General features: G+C 51.9%; 21 protein-coding genes. 3 read left to right on the top strand and 18 right to left on the bottom strand.

From position 1 onward, the window contains the following. Positions 1–81: 81 nt before the first annotated feature. Positions 82–975 carry a helix-turn-helix domain-containing protein gene (locus ACYVJM_RS03800; RefSeq protein WP_461146872.1) on the top strand — a complete coding sequence of 298 codons (894 nt, stop codon included), beginning with the start codon at positions 82–84 and terminating at the stop codon, positions 973–975. Here ACYVJM_RS03800 and ACYVJM_RS03795 read toward each other — a convergent pair. The 4 genes from ACYVJM_RS03795 to ACYVJM_RS03780 form a co-directional block, all read right to left on the bottom strand. After that, positions 970–1,440, bottom strand: a complete 471-nt coding sequence (locus tag ACYVJM_RS03795) for a hypothetical protein (RefSeq protein ID WP_461146871.1) — start codon at positions 1,438–1,440, stop codon at positions 970–972. The two genes, ACYVJM_RS03800 and ACYVJM_RS03795, sit on opposite strands and share 6 nt — an antisense overlap. Positions 1,441–1,524: 84 nt before the next feature. Then, entirely contained in the window at positions 1,525–2,283 is a 759-nt protein-coding gene (gene madM / locus ACYVJM_RS03790; protein WP_461146870.1) for a malonate transporter subunit MadM, read from the bottom strand. Continuing rightward, a complete protein-coding gene (gene madL / locus ACYVJM_RS03785; protein ID WP_461146869.1) occupies positions 2,258–2,653 on the bottom strand; it encodes a malonate transporter subunit MadL in 396 nt (131 codons plus the stop codon). Before madL ends, madM begins: the two co-directional genes overlap by 26 nt. 100 nt (positions 2,654–2,753) lie before the next feature. Further along, complete coding sequence (locus ACYVJM_RS03780) at positions 2,754–4,238, bottom strand: acyl-CoA synthetase (protein ID WP_461146868.1); 1,485 nt, start codon at positions 4,236–4,238, stop codon at positions 2,754–2,756. A gap of 58 nt (positions 4,239–4,296) precedes the next feature. Between ACYVJM_RS03780 and ACYVJM_RS03775 the strand changes: the two genes are divergently transcribed. Next, positions 4,297–4,476, top strand: a complete 180-nt coding sequence (locus tag ACYVJM_RS03775; RefSeq protein ID WP_461146867.1) for a hypothetical protein — start codon at positions 4,297–4,299, stop codon at positions 4,474–4,476. After that, positions 4,463–4,843: a type II toxin-antitoxin system VapC family toxin gene (locus ACYVJM_RS03770; protein ID WP_461146866.1), complete on the top strand. Its 381-nt coding sequence runs from the start codon at positions 4,463–4,465 to the stop codon at positions 4,841–4,843. Before ACYVJM_RS03775 ends, ACYVJM_RS03770 begins: the two co-directional genes overlap by 14 nt. A 30-nt stretch (positions 4,844–4,873) precedes the next feature. Here the strand turns inward: ACYVJM_RS03770 and ACYVJM_RS03765 are convergent, their stop codons facing one another. The 14 genes from ACYVJM_RS03765 to ACYVJM_RS03700 all read right to left on the bottom strand — a co-directional run bounded on the left by ACYVJM_RS03765 (position 4,874) and on the right by ACYVJM_RS03700 (position 25,810). Next, complete coding sequence (locus ACYVJM_RS03765; protein ID WP_461146865.1) at positions 4,874–6,172, bottom strand: MFS transporter; 1,299 nt, start codon at positions 6,170–6,172, stop codon at positions 4,874–4,876. 152 nt (positions 6,173–6,324) lie between these two features. Next, a complete protein-coding gene (locus tag ACYVJM_RS03760; RefSeq protein WP_461146864.1) occupies positions 6,325–7,194 on the bottom strand; it encodes an amidohydrolase family protein in 870 nt (289 codons plus the stop codon). A 106-nt stretch (positions 7,195–7,300) separates the two neighbouring features. Continuing rightward, positions 7,301–8,428: an alpha/beta fold hydrolase gene (locus tag ACYVJM_RS03755; protein WP_461146863.1), complete on the bottom strand. Its 1,128-nt coding sequence runs from the start codon at positions 8,426–8,428 to the stop codon at positions 7,301–7,303. Between the two features lie 121 nt (positions 8,429–8,549). Further along, on the bottom strand, positions 8,550–9,659 hold the full coding sequence (locus ACYVJM_RS03750) for a 5-methyltetrahydropteroyltriglutamate--homocysteine S-methyltransferase (RefSeq protein ID WP_461146862.1): 1,110 nt from the start codon (positions 9,657–9,659) through the stop codon (positions 8,550–8,552). Between the two features lie 104 nt (positions 9,660–9,763). Next, entirely contained in the window at positions 9,764–11,587 is a 1,824-nt protein-coding gene (locus ACYVJM_RS03745; protein ID WP_461146861.1) for a feruloyl-CoA synthase, read from the bottom strand. 89 nt (positions 11,588–11,676) lie between these two features. After that, entirely contained in the window at positions 11,677–12,453 is a 777-nt protein-coding gene (locus ACYVJM_RS03740; RefSeq protein WP_461146860.1) for a crotonase/enoyl-CoA hydratase family protein, read from the bottom strand. A 25-nt stretch (positions 12,454–12,478) separates the two neighbouring features. Next, positions 12,479–13,021, bottom strand: a complete 543-nt coding sequence (locus ACYVJM_RS03735; RefSeq protein ID WP_461146859.1) for a DUF3237 domain-containing protein — start codon at positions 13,019–13,021, stop codon at positions 12,479–12,481. A 206-nt stretch (positions 13,022–13,227) separates the two neighbouring features. Further along, complete coding sequence (locus ACYVJM_RS03730; protein WP_461146858.1) at positions 13,228–16,476, bottom strand: WD40/YVTN/BNR-like repeat-containing protein; 3,249 nt, start codon at positions 16,474–16,476, stop codon at positions 13,228–13,230. A gap of 66 nt (positions 16,477–16,542) precedes the next feature. Further along, a complete protein-coding gene (locus ACYVJM_RS03725) occupies positions 16,543–17,322 on the bottom strand; it encodes a heme ABC transporter ATP-binding protein (protein WP_461146857.1) in 780 nt (259 codons plus the stop codon). Then, the gene (locus ACYVJM_RS03720; protein WP_461146856.1) at positions 17,315–18,382 is read right to left on the bottom strand and encodes a FecCD family ABC transporter permease; all 1,068 of its coding nucleotides are present in this window, start codon (positions 18,380–18,382) and stop codon (positions 17,315–17,317) included. The genes ACYVJM_RS03725 and ACYVJM_RS03720 overlap by 8 nt, the downstream gene beginning before the upstream one ends. Positions 18,383–18,484: 102 nt before the next feature. Beyond that, the gene (locus ACYVJM_RS03715) at positions 18,485–19,354 is read right to left on the bottom strand and encodes a heme/hemin ABC transporter substrate-binding protein (RefSeq protein ID WP_461146855.1); all 870 of its coding nucleotides are present in this window, start codon (positions 19,352–19,354) and stop codon (positions 18,485–18,487) included. 111 nt (positions 19,355–19,465) lie between these two features. After that, entirely contained in the window at positions 19,466–21,808 is a 2,343-nt protein-coding gene (locus ACYVJM_RS03710; RefSeq protein ID WP_461146854.1) for a TonB-dependent receptor, read from the bottom strand. A gap of 160 nt (positions 21,809–21,968) precedes the next feature. Next, complete coding sequence (locus ACYVJM_RS03705; protein ID WP_461146853.1) at positions 21,969–22,508, bottom strand: hypothetical protein; 540 nt, start codon at positions 22,506–22,508, stop codon at positions 21,969–21,971. A 110-nt stretch (positions 22,509–22,618) separates the two neighbouring features. Then, positions 22,619–25,810, bottom strand: a complete 3,192-nt coding sequence (locus tag ACYVJM_RS03700) for a WD40/YVTN/BNR-like repeat-containing protein (RefSeq protein WP_461146852.1) — start codon at positions 25,808–25,810, stop codon at positions 22,619–22,621. Positions 25,811–25,860: the final 50 nt, after the last annotated feature.

Below are 25,860 nucleotides of genomic sequence, written 5' to 3'. Positions count from 1 at the left end.
CTTGGATTATTAAAAATATGACTTGTATAAATCGAACATAAGAAGCATTTTTATGCACTTATTTAGCTATTTTAAACATAAATGCCGACTCATCTTCGCAATTTTGAAGGCTTATACGGCGATAGTCGTCATCCATTCACCGATGGGTTTATTCATCATGAATTACTGGAAGTCCGTAGTCAACTTTACGATTGGGACATCGATGAGCATCTGCACACCGATTTGATCCAGCTTTTCTTTTTTACCTCGGGCGATGGCGTGCTTATTTCAGAACTGCGGAGAATAACGCTTATGCCCCCCTGCGTGCTACTGATTCCCACCAATACGCTGCATGGATTTGCTTTCCAGTCGAATATGGTTGGGGAGGTTTTTACCATTGCCGAGCAGTCGCTGGATACGTTTTCAACGCTTATGCCGCAGGTTTTTCTGGAAATCAATCAACTGAGCCAATACCCGTTTGAAGGGCGTTCTGAAGAACTTGACGACCTGCAGTGGATCAAGAATCAGTTGATCCGGGAGCTGAACAAGGACAAGCTAGAGAAACAGGCGCAGCTTCAGGCTTTACTTCACCTGTTGCTCATTCATTTGTATCGGATGCGGCAGGAGTCGGCCATTGTGGGGGCCTTGTCAACGAATCGTACGCTTCACTATTTCAACGCGTTTCAAAAGCTTATCCGGCAGTCGATTCATGAACTCAAAACAATACAGGAGTACGCCGATGCGTTGAACATCACCTCTGTTCATCTCAACCGTATTTGCCAATCGGTCGTTAAGAAATCGGCCCTGCAAATCGTCCATGACAACCTGACCAATGAAGCGAAGAAATACCTGCTCAACACAACGTATTCGATGTCCGAAATATCGTATGTGCTGAGTTTCAAAGACCCCGCCTATTTTTCAAGGCTCTTCAAAAAACAAACCGGGCTTTCGCCCGGTCAATTTCGAAAATTGGGAAAGATGCAGGTGGACTTATAAGGGCGCTGATTTCAGTTTAATAGCTCGTTTTACGGCTACGAAGGAAGAAAAAAAGCCGGTTAAAGCCCCAACCAGCGCTGAGATTATAATTACTAACACCTTCGGAAGTGGTTCATTGACAACAACAATCTCCACACCTTTTATCAGCAGAAAGGCTGGCAATGCAAAGAGCAATCCAATAGCCATTCCATTCAGCAGGGCCTTAGGAAACCAGTCTGTAGAGTGAGTCAAGGCCGGTGCCAGTCGTCCACTTTTTCGCTGGCTGGTCATTACGCCAAAAGTGATCAGGGTTGTCATAAGCGCCGACATAAACACATCCGGCACCAGCACCGAAACCAGATTAGGCGTTGTGCCTTTTACGTTGACAAACGGATCGCCAAGTAAAACCAGAAATGGAACTATCGTATTGATGATCAGATTAGCGATGGTCGATTTGCGTGCATTGTCTATGATAAACGCCTTCATGGGGTAGGTGCAGATAGTTGATTTAAGTACGCATGTGTAGGGTAACCGATGTCCTATCCGTTTCGGCAAGCTTTTTCGTTATTCTTAGAAAGCCACCCGCATCAATAGATACAGCACCGATGGGCACGCCAGGCAACCTAATCCCGTATAGAACGTAGCCGTGAGGGCACCATACGGAACCAATTTAGGATCGGTAGCCGCCAGACCAGCCGATACACCGCTCGTGGTTCCCATAAGTCCGCCGTATACCATAGCCGTGTGCGGATTGTCGAGACCGATGTAACGGGCAACAAAAGGCGTACCGATGGTCACGAAAACGGCTTTTACCACACCAGCGGCTATGCTCAGCGCAATGACATCGGAACTGGCCCCAATGGCTGCGCCCGTTACCGGTCCAACAATATACGTACAGGCACCGGCTCCAATGGTTGTTAGGCTAACGGCGTCAGTATACCCCCAGAAAAGTGCCACGACAACGCCCCCGATGAACGAAAGTACAATGCCCAGAAACAGCGACAGCGCACCAATCCAGCCTGTCCGTTTCATGACAACGAAACTGGCCCCCATGCCGGTCGAGACAATGGCGAAATCGCGGAACATAGCCCCACCCATCAGCCCGAAACCGGAGAAGATTTTTACGTCGGCAATGCCTTTTTCGCCACCAGAGTAGATGCCTCCTACGTACGCCAGCACCAGACCCATGACGATAGCAATGGCGGAGGCCGGGATTTTTTTATTCGTCAGCCGGTTGGAGATAATCGCCGAGGCATACATCATAACCCCTACCGCCAGAAAGGCGACAACCAGGCCATTTTTCTCAAGAAACCGGGTTATAATGTCCATTCTGGTCGATGGGTTGGGATTTGGCTAACCTGGCAAGAAGAGGAATAACAGACAGGCAGATCAGCACCGGAACTATACCGGCGAAAAGAGCCATGGAGCCGCTGGAAACGGCCACTTTTACGTTTTGAACCGCCGACATAGCGACTACGATCGGGATGTACATCTGGCTCCAGAACTCAATACCCCGGTCAGTGAGTTTATCGGTAAAGCCCTTTCGGGTGAACCAGTCATTCAGAAAAATCAGCAGCAGCATCGCAAAGCCGACACCACCGACATTGGCATCGACGCCAATCAGCCAGCCAAGTAGCTCACCGGCCAGTTGACCAGTTACATAACAGAAGGCCAGAATGGCCACACCATAAATGATCATTTAAGTACAAGTTTGGTAAAGGGTAATGGACAATGGATAATGAATAATGGACAATGTGAAATGGATAGACCGTCATACGTTATTCATTGTCCATTTTACATTAGCTGTTAAACAAAGGCTTCAGGTCGTTCTTGGTGACTTTGCCCATTGCATTGCGGGGCAGGTCGTCGGTTACGCGGTACTGACGGGGGACTTTATAGGCGGGCATCCGTTCGCGCAGCCAGCTGCTGATACTTTCCGGCGACACGGTTTTATCGTTCAGGATAAGCACGGCGGCCACCAGTTCGCCCCATTCCTCGTTCGGAATTCCAACAACACTGCAATCGCTGAGAGCAGGATGCGTCCGTAACACTTCTTCAATTTCGAGGGCCGAAATCTTGTAGCCACCCGATTTGATGATGTCGATGGAATCACGGCCCAACATGCGGTAGTAGCCGTCTTCGACCACGGCGATATCGCCCGTTCGGAACCAGCCATCGTCGGTGAAGGCTTTTTGCGTGGCTTCGGGGCGGTTCCAGTATTCCAGAAAGACGGTCGCGCCTTTTATCTGAATCTCCCCCGGCTGGCCGTCTACAACTTCCACGTTGTTCTCATCCACCAGGCGTACACTCACGCCCGGCAGGGCTTTGCCAATGCACCCCACCCGACGCTCACCGTCGTACGGGTTACTGATGCCCATCCCGATTTCGGTCATGCCGTAGCGTTCGAGCAACGTATGGCCACTCACCGTTTTCCATTTCTCCATTACCGACACCGGCAAAGCCGCCGACCCCGACACCATAAGCCGGAATTTGGCCAGGGTTTCGGTGATCTGATGCCGCTGTTCGTCGGGGAGGCTTTCCCAGTAAGCGATCAGCTTGAAATAAATCGTCGGCACGGCCATAAAGACGTTGATCTGCCCGCGCTGGAAGGTATTAAAAATGGCTTCAGCGGAGAAATTAGGCAGGAATTCAACGGTGGCACCTGACCAGAGTGCACAACTTACTACGTTAATGATGCCGTGTACGTGGTGCAGCGGCAGCACACATAACGTATGATCGCTGGACGACCACTGCCATACATTTACCAGTGTTGAAATCTGCGCTTCGAGATTGGCATGGGTCGTCACAACCCCTTTGGGCAGGTTGGTGGTACCACTCGTGTACAGGATCATGGCCCGGCGGTCGGGTGGCAAATCGGGCAGTGAGATGCCGGCGACGACGTCTGCTTCTTCGCCCAGAATAATCAACCGGCACCCTTTATCGTCGGCCAGCGGAGCGAGGAGTGCACCAAATGTCTGATCAGCCACGATAATTTGCGCGCCCGTATCTTCGATGACATACCGCAGGGAGGGCAATGGATATGACAAGGCCAGGGGGACCGCTACGCCACCGGCCCGCCAGATGCCCCACTGTACGCTTACGTAATCGAAACCTGGTGCCACCATAAAGGCCACGCGGGCTTCGTTGAGATCGGTAGCGCCGTTTAGCAGGAGCGAGGCAAAAGCACCGGATGCATCGAGTAACTGCTGATACGTATAGGAGTTGCCCTCGGAAACGATGGCCGTTAAGTCAACGTTCTGTGTGGCGTTATGGACAAGTTGCATAAAAAGCTCAGAATCAAATTTGTCTTAAGTTCGTTATATTTGTTAAAACACAGTTCCTATGGTTATTCGAATTCCCAAAGACGCACCAGCCTCGGCCGTTGATGATGCCCTGAAAGCAATTGCCAACCAACCAAAATTGGCTCGCAAAGGCTTCGATCCTTCGAAATATGCCGGGAAAATCAAATTCCCAATTGATGGGCTTACTTATCAGAGAAAAGTAAGAGATGAGTGGGAGTAAAGCAATTCTGGTTGACACAAATGCATTGATTTATTATTTCAATGGTAATGAAAAAGTGACCAACGCAATTGACGGAGAAATTCTTTATATCTCAGCCATTACTGAAATCGAATTGTTGAGCTTCTCCCAGCTTGACGAAGAAAGCGAACAGAAAATTCGGTACTTTATTGAAGACGAAAACTGCCGTCTAATCGAATTGATTTCTTCCATTAAAGAGAGAACTATACAGATTCGCAGACGCCATCGCATCAAATTACCCGGTGCCGTCATTGCCGCTACAGCCCTATTTTTGGGGATACCATTATTGACATTCGACTCCGGTTTTGCGAAGATCGACGGCCTGGACCTCGTTTTGCTAGACTTGTAGCTTGCGGCATTTCCACTTAAACCAAGCGTATCAACTGATCTTCTTCGACGAAATATACATCGTCATGATGCCGGCGAAAATCGTCGGGACGGCGTAGATCAGGAAATTCGTTACCATCGACAGGCCCATCCCGATCAATATACCACCCACGGCGGGGCCGATGATGCCCCCCAATCGGCCAATACCAATCGACCAGCCGACGCCCGTCGTTCTAAATTCAGTTGGGTACATGCGAGCCGCTACGGCATAGAGCCCTACAAAGCCGCCCTGAATACCGAAGCCAAGCACAGCAAAGACCAACAGTAGCGTAGATGATCCCATAAAAAGCTGAAAAGCGGCCATAACAACGCCCGTCATGATCAGGAATAAGCCAATCGTTCGCTTTAGACCGAACCGACTGGAGAGATAGCCCTGAGCTGTGATGCCGAAAAACGCCCCGACGTTGAAGACCGTACCGGCGTAAATAGCCAGCTCAATCGGAAGACCGGCATTGGTTGCCAGTTTAGGAATCCAGCTAGTCAGGAAATAGAGCGTTGCGAAAGAAAGAAACAAAGCCGTCCACAATTGAATGGTCGGTATTTTGTATTCGTTATCGAGCAGTGATTTAATAGGAATACCGCTGCCTTTGGCGGGTTTGTGCGGTAAGGCGTCAATGAGTGAATGCCCCATTTTCTCCAGAATACTATTCGCTTTTCCAAGTGCCTGATCCGGTTGCGATTTGAGGTAGAAATCCAGCGACTCCGCCAGGAAGAATTGAATCAGAGGCAGGGCTAGAAAAGTGGTTACCCCGGCAATCTGGAACATGGTTTGCCAGCCCGAAACGGGTATGATCTTAGCTGCTACCAGTCCCGATAGCACCGCCCCAACCGGATAGCCCGAAACGACGAAGCTTACCCAGAAATCGCGGGTTTTGTTGGGCGTGTATTCAGCTGCCAGTGCGGCCGTACTCGCCAGCATGCTCCCGATACCCAGCCCGCTGATAAAGCGAAAGACGATCAACGGGAGGAGTCCGGTCGAAAAAGACGTTAGATAAATGCTGATGCCCATAATTGCTGCGCTAATAAGGATCAGGGTTTTTCGCCCAATGAGGTCGGCGTAGGGGGCCAGAAAAAGCGCACCGAACGTCATACCGAACAGACCGGAGCTAAAAACGGCGCCCATCGCTTCGGGTCCTATGCTCCAGTTTTTAGCGATGGCCGGAGCTGCGTATGAAATTACCAGGACGTCCATGCCATCGAGCATGTTCATCAGGAAGCAGATGATGATAGTGGCGTATTGTAGCTGCGAAAGGGGGCGCTGGTCAATCAGGGTCTTGGCACTTACTTCCATGTAGTTAATTCAAGTTAAGGGGATTTTATCTGGTAGCACGGGTCTTTAGCCCGCGAAGCCGTAGGCTCGCATTTCAACGACCTGTAAGCGTACGGCTATGCGGGCTAGAGATTCGTGCCATAGTAAGAGACGAAGCAAAAGCCAGCGCTCTTTTACTTCCTTAAACCGAGCATCCTGATTGCATTCTCTTTTAGAATGAGCGGTTTTACCTCTTCCTTGAAGCCTGCGTCTTCAAAATCCTTCAGCCAGCGGTCGGGCGTGATGAGCGGGAAGTCAGTGCCAAACAACACCCGATCTTTAAGCATCGTATTGGCATATTGAACCAGTTGCTTCGGAAAATACTTCGGTGACCAGCCGCTGAGGTCGATGTAGATATTAGGCTTGTGCATAGCTACCGACAGGGCTTCATCCTGCCACGGCCAGCTGGGGTGCGCAATGATGATAGGGCTGTCGGGAAAATCAATCGCCACATCGTCGAGGTGAATGGGGTTCGAATATTCGAGCCGCATGCCTCCTCCTCCACGAACACCGGAGCCAAACCCCGAATGGCCTGAGTGGAACAACATCGGCAGTTTATACTCGGCAATGACCTCGTAAAGGTGATACGCCATACGATCGTTAGGATAAAATCCCTGTACAGTCGGATGAAATTTGAAGCCTTTGACGCCGAAGTTCTCGATCAGATTGCGGGCTTCACGGGCACCCATCCGGCCTTTGTGCGGGTCGATGCTCGCGAAGGCGATCATCACATCGGCGTTCTTCTGCGCACCTTCGGCCACTTCTTCATTCGGAATACGGCGCTTGCCCACGTTGAACTCCGAATCGACGGTAAACATCACAAAGGCCATGTTCCGCTCCCGGTAGTAGTCGGCCGTTTCCTGGATGGTTGGGCGGTGGTCCGATTTGAAGTATCTGGTAAAGGCCTCGTCCAGCTCCGGCCGAAAATCGTCGTGCGGATGCCAGCAGGAGGCTTCCGCATGCGTGTGCATATCAATGGCAATTATTTTATCGAGGTCGATCATAAGGGCGAAAGAGTGAAAGAGCGAAAGAATGAAACCGGGCCGCCGGTGTGGAGCGAAAGAGCGTTGTCTTTCATGATAGCATACTACTCCTTCACCCTTTGGCTCTTCAATTTATATATCCGGGGGTTGGTTTGGTACCTTTCTTTACCCAGTTTCGGAGGGCGTCGAACGTTTGTCCCGTTTGTTGGGGTGTAAAGTTGCAATGCCCCTGCCCACTGGTGTATTTGACCGTAAAATACTGATCTTTCCCCTGTTGATGCACCATATTCTCGAAATTCACGACCCCGTAAGCTGGTGGAATGAGCTGATCGTAGATGGTATGCAATAAAACGACGGGCTTGTCAATATTACCGGTTCGGTCGTATTTCCCAAAAATCACGTTTGGGTCAACAGTGGCGGGTAATCGCTCTGCTTTTTGATTAACCTCCAAATCATTCGGGAAACCCGTGTACACCGTGTTCGTATTGTCGAACGGATTCCCTTTTGCTCTCTGAGCAATGTCGCGGAGAACGTTTTCATTAAAAAACAACGAGAACGGCAGGTCCTCAAATTTCAGATCAAAGCGTTTGGCAAAGGCATAAGCCAATGCCGAGTCTTTAGCCAAAACCGCTTTTTTGATAGCCATCGCTTTCGACACCATAGCCTGCCGGGGTTGCGCCTGGTAGGGTTGTTTTAGATCGAATATGGTTGACAAGGACGTAACAACCCCCGGGAACAAGCCATTGAAGGTGGCATACATGTCATATTCTTTTCGGCATTGCAGATAAGGGCGGCTGGAAAATGCGCAAAGTGTCAGACTTCCATTATAGGCAGCACCGAAGTTTTCAATAGTGCCCAAGGCAACTCCTCCTCCCATCGACTGGCCAACCATATAGGTCGTATCCGGCTTGCCGACAGTCTTTACAAAAAACTTCCGTAATTCTTCGGTATCATCAATGGCCTGCGGCATGACGAAGCCCTGATACTGATAATCAGATGCCGCCACGGCGAAACCCCGTTCCAGAAACGGCTTCATCGCATTAGCGAAACCGGGGTTTTTACTCTGGTGCGGCTCGGACCCCATAAATTCATAGCCATGCGCAAACATCACCAGCTTGCCTTTCCAGTTGGGTGGGTAGAGGATGATATACCTGGCACCTTTCAGGCTCCCCGAATCAATTTTGGCAACCGGGCTCTGGGCAAAGGCATGGGTCGCAAGGCTTAATGCCAGCAGCAAGCTAAAATAGTATTTCATGTTTTAACCAGGTATAAAGAAACGTACAGTCTGGCGTATGGTGGTGTGCATTGTGTAGTAGTTCCGACCGACCGTACTGTCGGTTATCGGTAATCGACAGTACGGTCGGCACTACTACAACTTAGGCTGTTCCCCAAACCTTTACAGCTGTATTGACGACCAGCTCAATCTTTTTCCATTGATCGTCATACGTCAGGTCGTTGCCGTGGTGCGTTGACGAAAAGCCACATTGCGGGCTCACACACAGGTTATCGAGGGGCATGTATTGGGCAGCTTCGTCGATGCGCTTGCTAAGGTCTTCGATGGTTTCCAGTTCACGAACTTTGGAGGAGACGATGCCGAGTACCACCATTTTGTCTTTCGGTACAAAGCGCAGGGGAGCGAAATCGCCGGAACGCTCGTCGTCGTATTCCAGAAAATAAGCGTCGACGTTGATTTCATTGAAAAGCACCTCGGCTACCGGTTCATAGCCGCCTTCAGCAAACCAGGTGCTGCGATAGTTGCCCCGGCAGAGGTGAATACCCACCGTCAGGTCGTCGGGGCGGTTGTCGATCACCGAGTTGATCAGGGCTGCGTAGGTGCGGGGCAACTCGTTCGGGTCTTCACCGCGCCCAACGGCAGCAGCCCGCATTTTTGGGTCGCAAAGGTAGGCCAGATTGGTGTCGTCCAGTTGCAGATAACGCAGACCAGCCTTGTACAAATGATCGATTTCTTCCCGATACGCCACCGCCAGATCATGGAAGAACTCGTCCATGTCCGGGTACGAATTAATGTCGATGGATTTCCGACCACCCCGGAAGTGAATCATCGTTGGCGATGGAATCGACACTTTAGGTGTTTGCGTCGTGACGGATTTCAGGAAGTTGAAATCGGCCACCTGAATGTCTTTCACATGCTGAAGTTTGCCCGTTACACTCAATACCGGGGGCGTGAAGCCATCGGAGGCCGCTTTGGCATTGGGGTTGGCGTCGATACCACCCGTGACGGTTACCCCCGACAGTTCTTTCAGGAAGTCGAGGTGAAAATAATCCCGCCGGAACTCGCCATCTGTAATGGAGCGCATACCGGTAGCTTCCAGTTTTTTGACCGTTTCGGCGATGGCGCTGTCTTCAATAGCGCGCAGTTCTTCGGCCGAAATCTCGCCTTTTTTCCATTTCAGGCGGTTTTCTTTTACTTCGGGGGTTCTCAGCAAACTGCCAACGTGGTCGGCACGAAAAGGAGGGGTTTTCATTTTAAAGAAGTAAGCGTTAAAAAATGAGGAGTGAAGAATAAAGCTTTAAATGAAACGGCGAATAAATCGCATTCTCATAGCTACCAGCAGGCTTTATTCTTCGCTCATTTGTCAGTATGACAATCAGATTGGTAATACAGTTGGTTTACTAATTCTGCTCTGTGTTTAAGGATAGCCCGTTGATTAAGCGAGCCTTTATCCGTGATTTCACCTAAGTCGATCGAGGGTGGGTCGAGGGCGATCATGGCCCGTTCAATTCGCTCAGAAGTACCTTTAGCGGTCTTGTTAAGGATAATCAACAGTGCATCGACAAAGTCGTTGATTGCAGGATGCCCGAGTACGTCTTTATCAGCTAACGCTGGCGGCAGATTGGCCAACCGTCGGCAGGCATCGACGTTCAAAAATAGCAGAACACCGACATATGCCTGATCGAGTCCCGCAATGACCACATCCTGCACAATGGGTGCTCCGGCCGAAATGATCTTTGCTTTCAGAATACCCACATTGACCCAGGTACCCGTCGAGAGCTTGAAATCTTCGGCAATGCGGCCATCGAAGATCAGGCCCTTATTAGGGTCATTTTCGTCATGAAAGCGAACGGCGTCACCCGTTTTATAATAACCTTCTTCATCAAAAGCGTTAAGGGTTGCTTCCGCATTTCGCCAGTAGCCGGGGGTAACGTTTGGCGCTTTGTACCGCGCTTCAATCTTATCGCCGTCGGGCACAAGTTTTACATCCATCCCCGCCACCGGCACACCAAGCAGGCCCGAAAAACTGCCGCCCCAGTTAGCGAACATGGCCGATGGCCCCGACTCGGTACAACCCAGGCCGGTAATGATTGGAATTCGTGTACCAATGGTTTCCATCGCCAGTTCCTCCAGCCGGTTCCAAATGGGTTGTGCCAGCGTGGCACCGGCATAAAACAGAATATTCAGTCTGGCGAAAAATGTTTTACAAAGTTCCGGCTCCCGCTCGAAATAGGGAATGAGCATCTCGAAACCTTTAGGAACGTTGAAATAGACCGTCGGCGAAATCTCGCGCAAGTTCTGCACCGTGATTTCGATGCCTGCCGGAGTTGGTTTGCCATCGTCGATATACAGCGTACCGCCGTTGTGGAGTGCCAGCCCCAGGTTATGATTACCACCGAAGGTATGATTCCAGGGAAGCCAGTCGATCAATACGGGCGGTTCGGTTTGCATAAAGGGAAAGACCTGCGTGATCTGCTGCAAGTTCGCGCACCACATCTGCTGGGTATTGATAACACCCTTCGGTGAACCCGTTGAGCCGGAGGTGAACAGCACTTTAGCCACCGAATTGGCATTGACGCGGGAGAATGCCTGTTCGACCATTTCGGTTGGTTCGGTGGCCAGTAAATCAGCGAAATGGACATAACCACCCCCCTCATTTGCGGTTATGATCACGGCATCGGGAAACAGTGACTTCGCCAGGGAAAGGGCCCGACTGTACCGATCGCTATCCTGCGCGAAAATAACTTTAGGCGTCATGCACTCCAGGCAATGCTGTAACCGCCCCAAATCTTTCGATACCAGCGAATATGGAGGTGATATAGGCGAGTAGGGGATGCCCACATGCACCGCTGCCAATGCCAAAAGGGCATGCTCAAGGCTATTTTCGGATAAGATAATCAGCGTATCATCCGGCCCGAAGTGCTGATTCAACAGGTATTGGGCGATGGATTTGACCGCAGTCATGGCTTTCCCGTAGGTGTATTCAATCCAGTTGCCGGACGCATCCCGCCGGGCTAGAAACGTCTGGTCAGGCTTCGTCTGCGCCCAGAATACCAGCTTCTCCGTCAACTTTTCGGGGTAAGCACCCAATGGTTGTTCAAGCCGCAGTCGGATAGATCCGTCGGCATGAACCATCTTGTGGGTGTTTGTTGGACCGAAGGCAACTTGCTTGAACGACATGTGAATAGCAGAATGAGAAAATCAATATATCGGTTTGTCGAATAAACGTTAAATGGTGGCTCCTCACAATGAGAGCTCGGCACTCGTAGTTATTCGCCCACTTTTTTTGCTCGTCCTTCCAGAAAATCGCGAAGTCTGTCTTTCGCTTCAGCCGATGACTGGGCGATGGTCGCCATCAGACTCTCCATTAACAGCCCTTCCGATTGTGAGGAGTCCGCAATGCGGGGGAGCACATGCATGAGCGCATAATTGGTCATAGGGGCATTTTGGGCTATCTTCCTGGCCAGCTCAATGCCTTTTGATAGACCGTCTCCGTCCAGTACCATGTACTGCGAAAGGCCCATCCATACACCTTCGTCGGCAGAAATAACCCGACCCGTGAACATCATATCGGCCATGCGGGCCACGCCAATCAGTTTGGGTAATCTGACCGAAGCGCCCCCTCCTACAAAAATACCCCGTTGTCCTTCGGGCAGGGCGTAAAATGTACTTTGCTCTGCCACCCGGATATGACAGGCCGAGGCTATTTCAAGGCCTCCTCCCACACAGGCTCCTTTCAGGACAGCCACCACGGGTACTGTTCCAAACTGAATACGATCCAGTGCCCGATGCCACATGCGGGAATGGTACAGACCAGCTACAACATCCCGTTCCTGTAGTTCCGAAAGATCAAGGCCCGCGCTGAAATGGGGGCCTTCGGCGCATAAAACGGCGGCTTTTACGCCTTCGGGAATGGCTGAGAAAACGGTTTCAAGACCAAGTAATAAGGCGTCATTGATCGCATTCCGTTTTTCGGGACGATTGATTGTCACAATCAATAGTTCGTCTTGTTGTTCGACGTTCAGCCATGCCGATGGGTCGGGCATAATAAATGAATTTATGGCGTTAAAGTTAAAGGACTTTCCAAACCTGAATCACTACGTTTTCGGGGTTTCGAAAGGCCGTACAGACAAAAATGGCATTGTTCATCCAGTCGTATTTCCCGGCGGGCGCTTCGAACTTGGGGATCGCCCGGAAATAATATTCACTCGGGCTCACCTGCTCACCCCGGCCAATACGGGCCGCTACGTCTGGCGTGGCGACACGTAGACCACTATTTTTTATGTATATGATAACCCCATCGTCGGTTTTGAACTGATAATGGGCTTCCAATTCGGCAACACCATCTTTGCGGACAACCTGCCAGTCGGAACCACCGGGCAGAATTTCACCTTTCAGACCGGGACCTTCGATCGTGCCACCCAGTATCGGAATGATGCGACGAATACCATGCGGTGTTTCGCCGACAACATAGGCCGGTCCAATTTTTACATTCAACTGACCCACAAACGACAGGCCCGGCGCTGGCGGTGTCTGAACTTTTTGTGCAAAAGCCTGACAGGTGAAAATTGCCAGCAGGATAAGGGTATAGCCAAATTTTACCAGACTGTTCATGATAAAAAGACCAAAAGATCGGAAGTGACGCTGCAATTACGGACTTACAATAATCTAAAAATATGTAGTTAAAGTCTAATCATATTTTATAATTCATCAATAAGAAAAACTTATTGGAGTGTCCGTATACAGGGCTAAAAACGCACAAAAGCTGACAGATGACTGTCAGCTTTTGTGCATGAATAACGGAACAGGCAAAACGTGATCTATTGCTTTGGCGCTGAGATGGCGACATCCGGCACCGTAACTTTCTCAAGCTGGGCCTGCCTGCATTGATTATTGAATCGGGCAATGTCATTCTGGATCAGCATGTTCATGTCCGTTTTCAGCGGTTGCCAGATGGCGTTCAGCTCCGATAAGCGCTCTTTCTGGCCGGCCGTTACATAGGGCGTATTCACATCAAGTTCGCCTTTCAGGAAGATGTAATCAGCGCTAAGTTTATTCTCGAAGTTGATTACGTCGTCGTTCGACTGCGACTTAGGCTGGATAACTTTCTCTTCCCACAGTTTGATCTTCTTTGCCAACGCCCGACCCGAATCGGCCACGGCTTTCAGGTTTGGTTTGTCGTCAATCAGGTCGACCAGATCGTTGATTTGCTTCTGGGCTTTGCGCATCCGGTTCACGCCGAGGTGGATTTCTTTAACACCATCTTCAATGCCGATCAGTGTTTTTTGCTGTTGCTCGTAATCGGCGGGCGTGGTATTCAGCCGTGGGTCGGGCAGGATTTTGAACGGTACTGTTTTCTCCTGCTTGCCAAATTTGATTTTTGCCTGATAGCTGCCGGGAGGTAGTTTGCGGCCTTTGTAGTTCCCTTCGATAAATACCTTCTCGATGGCGGGTAGTGTTTCGGCGCGCATGTCCCAAACAAACCGATTCAGCCCGGGTTTCACCGTCAGGGTTGGCTCGGGAGAGGGGCCGCCGGGAAAGGCAACAAACTTTTTGTCTTTCTTACTGCTCAATTTCCGAACGGATGCGCCCTGATCCGTCAGGATTTCCATAGTCATTGTGGCGCTGGTATCGACTTTGGCGGGAAGCTGATAATAGATGACAACGCCGGTTGAGGGATTAGTGCCCGCAAATCCATTCCGGCCGGGGCTGCTGCCCGCGTCTTCATCGTCGTCTTCCTCAATCACTTTGTCCAATGCACTGGCTCCCGACACCCGGTAAGTATCTTCGGGTTTATAGACCAGTAAACTGTCTTTGCTGGCCTTATCGTTATACTGCCGAATAGGGCCGAGGTCGTCCAGAATCCAGAAAGATCGCCCGGCCGTGGCCGCAATCAAATCACCCTGATGCACTTTCAGGTCGGTAACGGGGCTGACGGGCAGGTTGAGCTGCATGGGCCGCCAGTTGGTGCCGCCATTGTAGGATACATAAACACCTGTTTCGGTTCCGGCATACAGCAATCCTTTTCGCTCGGGGTCTTCGCGAACGGTTCGGGTGAAAGCGCCGTAGGGGATACCCGATACAATTTTTGTCCAGGTTTTGCCATAGTCGGTAGTTTTATAGATGGCCGGGGCAAAGTCGTTGAACTTGTAGCGGGTGGTGGCAATGTAGGCCGTCGCTTTATCGTGGGGCGATACTTCGATGGAGTTGATGAGTGTTTCGGGTAAACCGCTGGGCGTCACGTTGGTCCAGGTGGTGCCGCCATCGCGGGTAATGTGTACCAGTCCATCGTCGCTGCCGGTCCAGATAACGCCTTTTTCGGAAGGCGATTCAAGGACGTAGGTGATAGTCGCGTAGTTTTCGCCCCCGGCCCCTTCGTTGGTGTACGGTGCACCGCCCCAACCGAGTTTGGTGGAATCGTGGCGGGTTAAATCGGGCGATGCGATGGACCAGCTTTTGCCCAGGTCAGTCGTCTTAAAGAGCCGGTTTCCGGCATGGTAAAAGGCGTTGGGCTCGTGTTTCGACCAGATGATGGGCGCGTTCCAGTTAAACCGGTATTTCATGGTTTTAGCCTGCAAGGCCTGGTACTGAATGGGCGATACCATGATGGGTTTGCCCTCATGCGTTTGCTGATCGAGCACTTCGATCGTACCCTGATAACTGCCGCCCATGACATGGCGCGGGTCGTCGGGGTTGAAGGCCAGGAATGCGCTTTCGCCACCCGCCGACGCTTCCCAGTCTTTATCCGTGATGCCGCTGCCGTTTGTGCTTCGGCTGGCAATCATGACGGAGGTGTTATCCTGTTGACCACCATATACATAATACGGAAAACGGTTATCGGCGTTCACGCGGTAGAATTGTGCCGTTGGCTGGTTATTCTCCGACGACCATGATTTACCTCCGTTAAACGAAACGGCTGCACCCCCGTCATTACTCAAAAACAGGTTTTTGTTGTTCTTCGGGTTAATCCAAAGGTGGTGGTGGTCGCCGTGCGAACCGGGAATGGTGGAGAAAGTCTTGCCGCCATCAATGGACTTCAGAACGGATGTGTTCAGGATGTACACCGTATTTTCGTCGATTGGGTCGGCGAAGATTTCAATGTAATACCAGGCCCGCTGGATGGTGCGGTGGTCTTTGCTCACCCGGTTCCAGCTTTTGCCGGCATCTTCGGAGAGGAAAACGCCCCCTTTATCGGCCTTGGAATCCGACTCGATCACCGCGTACACCCGGTTCGGGTTTGCTTTTGACACCGAGATACCCATTTTGCCCAATTCTTTCGGCAGCCCTTTTTCCAACTTCGTCCAGGTTTCGCCCCCGTCCGTCGATTTATATAGACCGCTGCCTTTGCCACCACTTTGCACCTGCCAGGGTAACCGGCGGTAATCCCACATGGATGCGTAGAGAATGCGCGGGTTGGTCATGTCCATGCTCAGGTCATTGCAGCCGGTGTTTTCATCCACGAACAGCACTTTTTTCCACGACTTACCACCATCGATGGTTTTATAGATGCCCCGATCAGCGGACGAACCGTGTAAGGCACCCTGAGCGGCTACAAACGCCACATCCGGATTTTGTGGGTGTACCCGAACGGCGGCAATGTGGCGGGTGAGGTCGAGGCCAAGGTGCTGCCAGGTTTTCCCGGCATCGGTCGACTTATATACACCATCGCCGTAAGAGGTCATCACACCACGGGGTGCATGCTCGCCCATGCCCACATACACCACGGCCGGGTCGGATTCGCAGATGCCAATGGCCCCAACCGATGAGGTTTTGAGTTGCCCATCGGAAACGTTTTTCCAGGTCATACCGGCATCTTCTGTTTTCCAGATCCCACCGCCAACGGTACCCATGTAATAGAGCTGCGGATCGCTGGTCACGCCCGACCCGGCCACGGAGCGCCCCCCGCGAAAGGGACCGATGTTCCGCCATTTAACGGGCTTGAAGTAGGGGTCGATATTTTCTGCCCCTTCGATACTGGAGGTAGAAACCGGTTTGGCCAGTTTTGGTTTTTGGGCTAGTAATGGACTGATTAATAGGACAGCGTAAAGAACAAGTAGGGTGTTTCGCATAGGAAGCCGTTTGTTGAATTAACGTTGGCTAAGATAGCGGAAATCGGGGTTGGGCCTGTTCGCGTTCTAATAAATCATCACCTTACGCCCGGTTTCTGGGTGTGTCGTAAAATACGGCTGGATTCCGAATACCGTATCAATGGCTTCACTGGTCAGTACCTGCTCCGGATTTCCCGTATTGAAAATGCGCCCCTGATTCATCAGAATGACGTTATCGGCGTATTGAAAGGCCAGATTAATGTCGTGGACAATGACGAAAATGACCATTTTTTTAGTGGCCAGCTCACGCACCAATCCCAGAATCTGATGCTGGTAGTGAATGTCCAGGGCCGAAATAGGCTCGTCCAGGAAAAGGTATTTAACTGATTCGTCGCCCGGCTGGCGGTACAATTGCGCCAGCACCCGCGCCAAATGAATCTTCTGCTTCTCTCCCCCGGACAGCGATGCAAATGCACGGGATTTGAACGAAAGCATACCCACCAACTCTAGGCAATGGTCGGCAATCCGGGTATCTTCCTGCCTCGGGTTGAGGTCGAAATACGGATACCGGCCCATCATGATAACCTCGGATACGCTCAGATCGAAAGGGAGCGACAGCAATTGGGAAAGTACAGCTTTCTGTCGCGCCTGGGTAGCGAGCGGAATGGAGGATAGCAAAATATCTTTATAAAAGATCTGGCCCGTTTTTGGCGTTTCGGTACCTGTCAGCAGTTTGAGCAGGGTGCTTTTGCCCGCTCCATTCGGACCCAGCACCATGGTGAACTCACCGGGCAGCAGCGTGAGTGAAACGTCGTCAATTAATGTCTGACGGCCAATCTGAAACGACAGGTGTTCGGCTTTAAGCATAAAAACCTCCTTTCTGAAACGAGCGGGCATTGCGAACCAGCAGCCAGATAAATACGGGGGCGCCCACAAAGGCAGTGATCACACCGATCGGGAACTCGGCGGGTGCTACCAGCCTTCGGGCAATGGTATCGGCCAGGGTAAGCAGGGAGCCGCCCAGCAGAGCCGACGAGATCACCAGAAACCGATTGTCGGACGTTTTCAACAAGCGCATTAGATGAGGTACAACCAGCCCAACAAACGAAATGACGCCAACCATGGCCGTACCAATGGCCACCAGCAGGGTGTTCAATAAGAGGACTTGAATTTTGAGCCGGTCGATGTTATAGCCCAGGTGCCGTACTTCGTCCTCGCCCAGAATAAGGATATTCAACGCTTTGGTAAAGCGTAACGAAAGTAATATACCCACGGACGTTACGGGAAAAACGATGGCCAGCTGCGTCCAGTCGGCTCCGGAAAACGTGCCCAGATTCCAGAAGGTGATAGAACGAGCCTGCGGGTCACGGGCAATGTACGACAGAAAGCCGGTGCCGCCGGTAGCCAGCGCATTGATGGCGATACCCCCCAGAATCATCGTTGCCACATTGACCTTACCGCTAACTGAGGCAATCCGATATACCAGCAACGTTGCCCCAAAGGCGAAAATAAAGGCAACACAGGGCAACAAAAATAACCCCAGCGCATCAGTGAAGGCCCAGTTGATATTTTTGCCCAGTACAAAGACCAGGGCCGCCCCTAAAGCCGCCCCCGAACTGGTACCGACCAGTCCCGGCTCCACAATCGGGTTCCGAAAGAGCGCCTGCATCAACACCCCAGACACTGACAAGCCAGCCCCAACCGTAGCGCATAGCAGCACACGCGGCAACCGGATTTGCAGAAAGAGCCCCTGCGAAATGGGGTCAACAGTTGTGCCGGAAAGCCCAAGGCCGTTAAGCAGAATGTGGTTGATATCTGTAAAAGTCAGATCGACGGCACCGATCCGCAGGGCGGCAATAACGGAGAGGACAAGCAGCCCCGCGAGGATGCCGTACCAGTGTCCTGCAGAGAGGGGTGGTGGTTTCATAGTGGGTGAAGAGCGTGGAGTAGGTGAAAGTGGTGAAGTAAGTGGAGTGGTGGAGCTCTGTGGTGTCGGGTCTGTGGACCCGACACCACACCTACAAACAGCTCATTGATGAATCAACTTCATCAGCATTTGGACATTCTCGCCCGTACGGGGACCGAGGTAAATCAGGTCGTGCTCTTCAATGCGATAAATCTTCTTGTTTTTACCCGCCGGGGTTAAGGCAATACCGGGGAGGGTAGCCAGTTTGTCAGCATTGCCCATACGGTCATAGCCGAAGTCGGTAACCAAAATAATGTCGGGCTGGGCTTTACTGATGATTTCCGGGCTGAGGGGTTTCATGCCTTTCAGCGTGTCCATCACGTTTTTCCCGCCCGCCAGATCGAGCATATACGAGGCCGTTCCGGCTTTACCAATCACGAGGTAGTTGTTGATGACCCGACCGAAGTGAATGATCGCCACTTTAGGAACAGTCTTGAATTGCTTCACATCGGTAGCGGCTTTGGCCAGATCGGTATCCAGTTTCGCTTTCAGACTGTCGGCCTGTTTCTGGGCACCAAACTGAGCCGCCAGCGTGTCGAATAAGGCTTTTACCTCTGGAATGGTATGAGCGTCTTTGAACACTTTCATCGGCACACCAACTTTCTCCAGTTGGGTCATTACTGCTTCGGGAGCCACGTTGCCATCGTGGTAGACGACGGTCGGCTTCAGGGCAATGATGCCTTCGGCGTTCAGCAGCCGGTGATAGCCCACTTTGGTCAGCTTCTGCGCGGCTGGCGGATAGGTGCTCGACAGGTCGACACCTACCAGTTGATCACCCGCGCCGAGGGCATAAATCAGTTCGGTTAACTGTTTGGCGACGCAGACGATGCGTTGTTTGCCGGTGGTTTCAGACTGATCTTTCTGGCTGGACGTACAGGACAGAATGCCCGCACTAAACAGGGTAATCAGTACAAGCGATTGGGAGATTTTCATGGATAATTTTGTTGAAATGTTTTTCTGATATAAATCTTGTGGTGCTGTCAGTTTCTTAAAACTGACAGCACCACAAGAAGTCAAATAGGTTTTGATTAGATAAACAGCAAACTAAAACGTGTACTTCAGCATAGCCCCTGAATAGAAGGTGATCTTGGGCGCCGGGTTAAAGAACAGCGGCCGGTTGTTTGCCGGGTTGGGCAGGTTCAGGAAGATCAGCGACGAGTAGGTGCTGCTCAGCATATTGTCCGAGCCCACGTACACATCCAGACTGAAATGATTCCCCAGCGCGCTCCGGTAGCCGACTTTACCATTGACAAGCGTGTAAGCTTTGGCAAAATGGTCGTTAGCCAGCGTAATAGGCATCTTGTCGACGTACATCATCGTTCCGTTCAGGTAGAAGCCCGGACGTACTTCCAGATCGAAACCGGCGTTCAGCAGGTTGGGCGCAATGCCGGACTCTTTCTTGCCGGTGTAATTGATCGTTTTGGCATCACCATTATTATCGCTCCTGTAGTCTTTATAATAGAAATCACTGTAGGTGTACGACACGAACGGACGAATCAGTGAGATGGCTCCGGCGCTGGGGCGATAGGCATACTGAACCGCCAGCTCCAGCCCGTTATGCTGAACTTTACCCGCGTTGGTGGTCAGGGTATAGGCGGGCAATGTGGGCGTAGCCGGGAAGTTCTGCGGGATAAGTTTATCAGTCACGGCCATGTTGAAATACGCAATTTCGTAAGTCAGTGCTTTCGTTAGCAGGCTCCCTTTGCTGCCAATCTCGTAGCTGGTACCCGTTTCCGGACGGAGGTTGTAATTGACAACACCCGTCTGGGCAATAACCACCTGATTGGTTGCCGGCGCCGAATACCCCTGGCTGGCACTGGCGTAGAACGATACGTTGTCGGTAGCCTGATACGAGACGGCAACACGTGGTGTCAACACCGAATCAAACCGTTTGTAACCCGACGCGTTGACGTAGGCGGGCGTCGTTGTGCTGGCCCGCATGTCGGTAATGCCATACTCCACAAAATTCAGCCCGGCACCGGCGGATAATGTCAGCCGGGGGGCCAGTTGCAGGGCTGCCTGAGCAAACACGTTATACTGCATGGCCTGCACTTCGAGGTCGGAGCGGAGGGCGCCCAGAATACCGTTCGACAAGCCATATCCTTTGGCGTAGTTGAAGTTCTTCAGGAATTCGGCCCCGATGCTGAAGGTTGGTTTCAGCGCATTGGCATCGTTGGTGTATGTGAAGACTGTCCGGCCGCCAAACTTGAACTTGTTGGTTTTGTTGACCCCGGCGGCAAACGGTTGGTCGATGATTTGTCCACCCACGAACACCGTCGTCTTGTTGGAGAAACGATCTGTAAACTGGTAATTGTGGCTAATACCGACCCGGGCACTTTCGGTTTTGATACTGGCATTATTGGCAATATAAGCCACTTCGGCCGTGTCGGGGTGAACGATCAGGTTGACACTATCAACCTGCCCAGACAGCAGATCATACGAATTGGTATAACCCACAAAGACCGACATCGACCGTTTTTGACTGAGGTATGTGTCGCTGGTAATGTTCAGGAAGTCTTTCTTCGAGGTGCCGTGCAGCCGGAATCCGTCGTACTTCTGGTGGCCGTAATTGATATTCAGGCTGGTGTTGTCTGAGCCGGTTTTGATGGATGTGTTCGTCCGAAAGAGACCATACGATCCGGCCAGCACCTGTTGGCTCACGCTCGTCTTGCCGATGGACGCGCGTTCGGTATAAAAGTTCACCACCCCGCCCAGCGCATTGCCGTATGAGCTGGAGGCTGGTCCTTTGATGATCTCGACGCGGCTCAGGTTCGTGAAATCCACATCGTCCAGAAAGGTGGTGCCGTCGCCGTCGGTCAGCGGGATGTCATTCAGGTACGCCTTGTAGCCTACACCATTGAAGTTCGTCTGGTTGCCATACCCCCGAATCACAATGCGGTTCCCCGCAGCGACGGTTCTCATCTCTACTTTCACCCCCGGTATCAGGTTCACGAAGTTTTGCAGGTGGATACCGTTGGTCCGCTGGATGTCGCGACTGGTGACCAGCCCTACCGCCCCCGCCGTTCGCTGAATGGTCTGGGGCGTTGAGTAGCCGGAAACGATTACTTCATTAAGGTCAATGTTCGACGATTCCAGTTCGATGGTGAGCGTGCGGGTTATAGCTTTGATTTTTATCGTTTGGGTCTGGTAGCCAATGGCCGAAACTTGCAGTTGATCGCCTTCGCTGGCACTTAATTCAAACTGGCCTTTATCATTGGCCGTTGTGCCCCGCGAGCTGCCGTTGACCAATACCGAGGCCCCCGCAATGGGTTGGGAGTTGGTTTGGTCAACTACTCGGCCACTTATCGTCGTTTGGGCATACCCGGTTGTGGTAAGGAGAACTATAAATACTGAAAAAACGAAAAAGCGGAGATGTATAAATTTCATACAGGTTGTTAATTAGAGACATAAAAATCCTGTTGTCTGTGGTTTTCGCACAGGGTGTTGCAAACGACATTTCTTGAAGATAGGTCGTTTGCAACACCCTGTGCGAAAACCACAGACAGTTTACTGGTCGAAAGTCCAGACAAGAAAAATGGGCAGAAATTTATACGTTGGGCGGAGGGTAGGGAACCTCCAGCAGGGGGGGGGTAACTGTAGTGGCTGAGTACGAAAAGAAGGGCTGTAGGCTGAAAATTTTCACAGCCGCCAAAGGGTCAAAATAACTTTGGATAACAGGGTTGATCAAGCTTATCCACTTCACCCGTTTCGTTCGGGTATTGGACCGACGGTAGGGATGATTGACATCTTTGTACAGCCAGGCGGCTTCCCGGCGCAACTGTGTTTCGGCTTTGTCCCGAAAACCATACACAAAGAGGGTATCCGACCGAATTTCCCGATGCAGCACATCGACCATTTCACCCCTCCATTCAAATTCGCCCTCGTGGAGTATGTGAGCCATTTCGGTAGTGAGGTCGGCTTGGGGGACGGCAATCAGAATCAGCTCCTCCGCATCGAAATAGTCTTTGTGCGCAAACGCCCATTTGGCCAGTAGTTCGAGCCCGTAATAATAGCCGCATACGCTCAGCACCGCCAAGGTGGCTGTGGCGAGGAAAAAGCGGGCTATGTTTCTACGGGTGATGGGCATGTATAGGTTTGTGCTACTCCACCCCCGGCCCCTCCCTCTAAAAAGGGGAGGGGTGAAGATGAGTCTGGGATGATCAATCTTTTCTAACAGTGAGATTGCTCTAACAAATCTCAACCATTCGGTCTGATTTTACTTTGGATCGTTGGTTTGAGGTTTTCCAGGGCTTTCAGTTGCTCGTCCAGGCTCTTCGACAGGCTGTTAAACTGGTCTTTTTGCTGCTGCGTTGGTTTCGAATCGTCCGACTCGACGAAGCCGCCGAGGGCCGTAAATTTAGTGTTTAATCGAACGGGATGGTTTGTTAAATCCTGATTGGCTTTGGCTCGGAACTGGTACAACGCATCTTCAATGCGCAACAGTTTGTCCTTCAGTTCAATAACCGTCGGGTCGTTGGGGGAGTGGCTGGCGCTGTCGAGTTGCTGGCGCAGTTTTCGAATGGTTAACACGCCATTCCGTAGCTCATTGATTCGCTCGCGGATATTGATAAGCATGTCGAACTGCTGCTTGAATTCCTCCGGCGTTGTTTCGATGCGCGGGTCTTTGATGATGTCGAACGTCTGTGTGTACGTTTTACCATCCACCGTCAACTGAACCTTGTAGCTGCCCGGCATGGCCAGCGGACCCTTTGCCCGGCCGTGAGTAACGGAATTTGGCAACGAAATAGGGTCGGGGTAACGCATGTCTTCCCAAACAAACGTGTTGCCGCCAACGTTGGCGGGCAGCGTGGTTTCCCGGCGGGCCGGTGGTGCCGGTTGACGCATCTCAACGCGCCCCGACGAATCTTTCGACGTCGTTGTCGAGGTGGAAACCTGCGTGGCACTTTTGTACGACTTGATCAACTGACCGCCGGCATCGAGGAAAGCCAGCGAGATTTGTCCTTTTGGCTTTTCTTTCAAATAATACACGACCTTAACCCCATTGGGTGGGTTCTTGCCCAGTTCGTCGGCACCACTTGGTACGGGTTTGATAGCCGGGTCCAGACCCGCTTTAAAACGGACCGTTGGCCGGGGCTTGAATAAATGAACCGCCGATTTCTGCACCTCGTCCGTCAATTGGTGAAGAACCGTCAGATCGTCCAGAATCCAGAACGAGCGTCCGTGCGTAGCCGCCACCAGATCGTTATTCTGAATGGCCAGGTCATGAATCGGCACCACGGGCAAATTTAACTGAAGCGGTTGCCAGCGGGCACCGTCGGTAAACGAAACGTACATACCTTTTTCGGTACCGGCATACAGCAGACCACGTCGTTTGGGGTCTTCGCGGATCACGCGGGTGAACTCATCGTCCGGTATGCCCTGGGTGATTTTTGTCCAGGTTTTGCCGTAGTCGCTGGTTTTGTAGAGATAAGGGTGAAAATCATCCTGTTTATACTTCAGGGCGGCTACATAAGCCGTTGCTGGGTCGTGCGGAGAGGGTTCTATGATACTGATCCGGGCGAAGTCGGGCATGGCTTTCGGTGTGACGTTCTTCCATGTTTTGCCATTGTCAACCGATAACTGAACGTAGCCATCATCGGAACCCGACCACAGGATACCCGCTTTTACCGGCGACTCGGCCAGGGCGAAAATCGTCCCGTACCACTCGACACCGGTGTTGTCTCGCTTGATTGGTCCCCAGTCTTTCCCAATCGACTGGTCGTCCATCGTCGGGGTCTTTTCCAGCGTGGCCGGGTCGGATCGCGACAGGTTGGGGCTAATCACCTGCCAGCTAGCCCCCTGATCCATCGACCGGTGCACAAACTGGGAGGTAGCGTACAGGACTTTTGGGTTGTGGGGCGAGGTAACGACCGGGTATGTCCACTGGAAACGGTACGCCAGATCCGCCGAGCCGTAGCCGTACATATCGTCCGGAATGACCGACACATCTTTGAGTTGATTGGTCTTCAGGTTCAGGCGGGTGAGCCAGTGGTGATTAGCCGCAAAGATGAGCGTTGGGTCATTCTTGTCGAAGGCGATATAACCCGATTCGCCCCCGCCTACATCGAAGTTCTGGTCGGGGTAGATGGCGCCGTAATCTGAACGGCTGGGTACCGAAATGGTCGAATTGTCCTGCTGGGCACCATAGACCCGGTACGGAAATTTGTTGTCCGTAATGACGTGGTACATCTGGGCCGTAGGCTGGTTGTAGATGCTCGACCATGATTTGCCGCCGTCGAAGGTTACGGTGCCCCCCCCGTCGTTAGCCTGTACCATCCGGTTGGTATCGTTGGGGTCAATCCAGAGCTGGTGATTATCGCCGTGGGGCGGGTCGACCTTTTTGTAGGTTTTGCCGCCGTCTTTCGATTTCCACATGTCGATGTTCAGCACCCAGATGGTTTCGCTGTCTTTGGGGTCGGCCGCGAGGTGATGGTAATACCAGGGGCGTTGAAACAAGTCGGCAAACTGGCTGACGAGCTGCCAGCTCTTTCCGGCATCGTCCGTCCGGTACACGCCCGTCTGTTCGTTCTCGGCTTCGATAATCGCCCAGATGCGATCGGGTTTGGAAGGCGAGAGGGCCAGTCCTATGCGCCCCCGGTTGGTACCCGTTGGCAGTCCGGTGTTTCGCGTAATATCGGTCCAGGTCTCGCCCCCATCAGTCGATTTATGAATACCCGCTCCCGGCCCGGCACTGCGAACGCCCCACGGAAACCGGCGAAATTCGAAGGTCGAGGCATACAGCGTTTTGGGGTTCGCCGGGTCGATGGTCAGGTCGATCGCACCAACATTGGGGTTTTTGTAAAGGACTTTCTTCCAGCTTTTGCCACCATCCTGCGTCCGAAAAATACCCCGTTCCTCATTGGGGCCGAATGCATGTCCCAGAGCCGCTACATAAACGATATCGGAATTGGTTGGGTCGATAATTACCTGACCGATGTGGTAGGTAGCTGTCAGGCCAATATGCTTCCAGGTTTTCCCCGCATCAGTCGATTTATAGACCCCATCGCCATGCGACAGGTTGCCCCGCAGCGTATGTTCGCCCATCCCCACATACAGGATGTTGGGATTTGACTTAGATACGGCAATGGCACCCACGGAACCGGTCTTGAAAAAACCATCCGAAATGTTCTGCCAGGTGATGCCGCCGTTTTCCGTTTTCCAGGCACCCCCACCGGTAGTACCCATATAAAAGACCAGTCGCTCGGTAGGGTGCCCCGCCACACAAACCGAACGCCCGCCCCGAAAGGGACCAATGTTGCGCCATTGCATGGCCTTCATGATGGAGGCCTGTGCGGGGTCAACAGCCGGTGGAGTTACTTGAGCCTGCGTTGCTACGCTGTTCAGAAGCGCTAACAGGCAAATGAAGGGATAGTATAGTCGGTTTGACATAGTTTGGGAGATGAGGGGTTGAGGCTGGCGCGGGCATTTGCCCGTGCCTT

It is taken from the genome of Spirosoma pulveris (genome assembly GCF_054781875.1).
Note: the sequence above shows the minus strand (reverse complement) of the source record. Positions and strands in the feature narration are given on the sequence as shown.

Coding starts and splice junctions, on each gene's coding strand:
- ACYVJM_RS03730 (WP_461146858.1), bottom strand. CDS start 16,476: ATGCGAAACACCCTACTTGTTCTTTACGCTGTCCTATTAATCAGTCCA.
- ACYVJM_RS03715 (WP_461146855.1), bottom strand. CDS start 19,354: ATGAAAATCTCCCAATCGCTTGTACTGATTACCCTGTTTAGTGCGGGC.
- ACYVJM_RS03770 (WP_461146866.1), top strand. CDS start 4,463: ATGAGTGGGAGTAAAGCAATTCTGGTTGACACAAATGCATTGATTTAT.
- madL (WP_461146869.1), bottom strand. CDS start 2,653: ATGATCATTTATGGTGTGGCCATTCTGGCCTTCTGTTATGTAACTGGT.
- ACYVJM_RS03780 (WP_461146868.1), bottom strand. CDS start 4,238: ATGCAACTTGTCCATAACGCCACACAGAACGTTGACTTAACGGCCATC.
- ACYVJM_RS03755 (WP_461146863.1), bottom strand. CDS start 8,428: ATGAAATACTATTTTAGCTTGCTGCTGGCATTAAGCCTTGCGACCCAT.
- madM (WP_461146870.1), bottom strand. CDS start 2,283: ATGGACATTATAACCCGGTTTCTTGAGAAAAATGGCCTGGTTGTCGCC.
- ACYVJM_RS03795 (WP_461146871.1), bottom strand. CDS start 1,440: ATGAAGGCGTTTATCATAGACAATGCACGCAAATCGACCATCGCTAAT.
- ACYVJM_RS03760 (WP_461146864.1), bottom strand. CDS start 7,194: ATGATCGACCTCGATAAAATAATTGCCATTGATATGCACACGCATGCG.
- ACYVJM_RS03740 (WP_461146860.1), bottom strand. CDS start 12,453: ATGCCCGACCCATCGGCATGGCTGAACGTCGAACAACAAGACGAACTA.
- ACYVJM_RS03800 (WP_461146872.1), top strand. CDS start 82: ATGCCGACTCATCTTCGCAATTTTGAAGGCTTATACGGCGATAGTCGT.
- ACYVJM_RS03735 (WP_461146859.1), bottom strand. CDS start 13,021: ATGAACAGTCTGGTAAAATTTGGCTATACCCTTATCCTGCTGGCAATT.
- ACYVJM_RS03775 (WP_461146867.1), top strand. CDS start 4,297: ATGGTTATTCGAATTCCCAAAGACGCACCAGCCTCGGCCGTTGATGAT.
- ACYVJM_RS03725 (WP_461146857.1), bottom strand. CDS start 17,322: ATGCTTAAAGCCGAACACCTGTCGTTTCAGATTGGCCGTCAGACATTA.
- ACYVJM_RS03710 (WP_461146854.1), bottom strand. CDS start 21,808: ATGAAATTTATACATCTCCGCTTTTTCGTTTTTTCAGTATTTATAGTT.
- ACYVJM_RS03745 (WP_461146861.1), bottom strand. CDS start 11,587: ATGTCGTTCAAGCAAGTTGCCTTCGGTCCAACAAACACCCACAAGATG.
- ACYVJM_RS03765 (WP_461146865.1), bottom strand. CDS start 6,172: ATGGAAGTAAGTGCCAAGACCCTGATTGACCAGCGCCCCCTTTCGCAG.
- ACYVJM_RS03750 (WP_461146862.1), bottom strand. CDS start 9,659: ATGAAAACCCCTCCTTTTCGTGCCGACCACGTTGGCAGTTTGCTGAGA.
- ACYVJM_RS03705 (WP_461146853.1), bottom strand. CDS start 22,508: ATGCCCATCACCCGTAGAAACATAGCCCGCTTTTTCCTCGCCACAGCC.
- ACYVJM_RS03700 (WP_461146852.1), bottom strand. CDS start 25,810: ATGTCAAACCGACTATACTATCCCTTCATTTGCCTGTTAGCGCTTCTG.
- ACYVJM_RS03720 (WP_461146856.1), bottom strand. CDS start 18,382: ATGAAACCACCACCCCTCTCTGCAGGACACTGGTACGGCATCCTCGCG.